This is a genomic window from Microcystis sp. LE18-22.4A, assembly GCF_027531105.1.
Lineage (GTDB): Bacteria > Cyanobacteriota > Cyanobacteriia > Cyanobacteriales > Microcystaceae > Microcystis > Microcystis aeruginosa.
Genome location: NZ_JAPZRB010000164.1, coordinates 1 through 1,303 on the forward strand (window position 1 = coordinate 1; position 1,303 = coordinate 1,303).

Below are 1,303 nucleotides of genomic sequence, written 5' to 3' on the forward strand. Positions count from 1 at the left end.
TCTTGTTCGGGTGTTGGGTAAAATCGAAACGAATAGGCTTTTTCCATATCTCGCATTCTAGCATATATCGTGTAAATGCGCTAATATTTAACAGTAAAGCCGTCGTAGAACGACGGGGTTTCAGACCCAAATTTTCGATGAAACAAGAAAAGATCACTCTCAGTCAACTCGAAGGCTTTCTATTTAAGGCGGCGGACATTCTTCGCGGTAAAATGGACGCTTCCGAGTTCAAAGAATTTATCTTTGGGATGTTGTTCCTCAAACGCTTGTCAGACGAGTTTGAGCGCAAGCAAGCGCAACTCAAGAAACAATATGCACACCTCCCAGATCCGTTGCTGCTGGCCGAACTCCTAGAAAGCGAAACCTCCTATGGAGAAACATTTTTCGTACCTCCTCGCGCTCGCTGGCATCAATCCTGGCGCGACGAAAACGGCCAGGAAGTCCCGCCGCTCAAACACCTTAAGCAGGACATCGGCAATATGCTCAATAAGGCATTAGCGGCGGTAGAGGATGCTAACGATGCCTTGGCGGGAGTGCTGAAGAATAACATCGATTTTAATGCCACCAAGGGCAAAACCAAGATACCTGACCAAAAATGGAAGGATTTACTAGATCATTTCAATCAGCCCCAATTTGTGCTAGTCAACGATAATTTTGAGTTTCCCGACCTATTGGGTGCAGCCTACGAGTACCTAATCAAATACTTTGCCGATAGTGCCGGGAAGAAAGGGGGAGAATTTTACACGCCGGCCGAGGTGGTGCGGCTGTTGGTACAGTTGGTCAAACCCCAAGCGGGCCATACTATCTATGACCCTACCGTGGGGTCGGGCGGTTTCCTTATCCAGTCCTATCAATATGTGGAGGAACAGGGGCAAAACCCCCAGAATCTGGCGCTCTACGGACAGGATTCTAATGGTACGGTCTGGTCAATTTGTAATATGAATATGATCCTCCACAACATCACCCGCTTCACCATTGAAAACGGGGACACTCTCGAAGATCCGCTCATTTTAGAAAACGGACAGATTCGCAAGTTTGACCGAGTTCTCGCTAATCCGCCCTTTTCCCAGGATTACAGCCGGGCTAATCTCAAGTTTACCAACCGCTTTCGCGAATTCTGCCCGGAAAAGGGGAAAAAGGCGGATCTGATGTTTGTCCAGCACTTGACATCCTCGCCGCCCTAAAAGTGCGGCGATTCCTAAACCTCACGATTTAAGTTTCTGCTTCCACCACCGTCGCATACCACAGTTAAAAAACCATGTACTGTCTTACACAGAGTCCACAGACTTTCGCCCCATTTCAG

Annotated in this window: 2 protein-coding genes; one reads left to right on the plus strand and one right to left on the minus strand. The window is 48.0% G+C overall.

Annotated features, from left to right (window positions below; translation table 11 throughout):
• Positions 1-56: helix-turn-helix domain-containing protein (locus O9295_RS27310; RefSeq protein WP_353846024.1), on the minus strand; the 56-nt coding region annotated here is incomplete at its 3' end.
• Between the two features lie 81 nt (positions 57-137).
• On the opposite strand from O9295_RS27310, the gene O9295_RS07430 reads away from it, so the two are divergent.
• Entirely contained in the window at positions 138-1,184 is a 1,047-nt protein-coding gene (locus O9295_RS07430; protein ID WP_288032539.1) for a type I restriction-modification system subunit M, read from the plus strand.
• Positions 1,185-1,303: the final 119 nt, after the last annotated feature.

Bases quoted from the DNA above. Each gene is read 5' to 3' on its own strand.
- O9295_RS07430 (WP_288032539.1), top strand. From the start codon at position 138: ATGAAACAAGAAAAGATCACTCTCAGTCAACTCGAAGGCTTTCTATTT.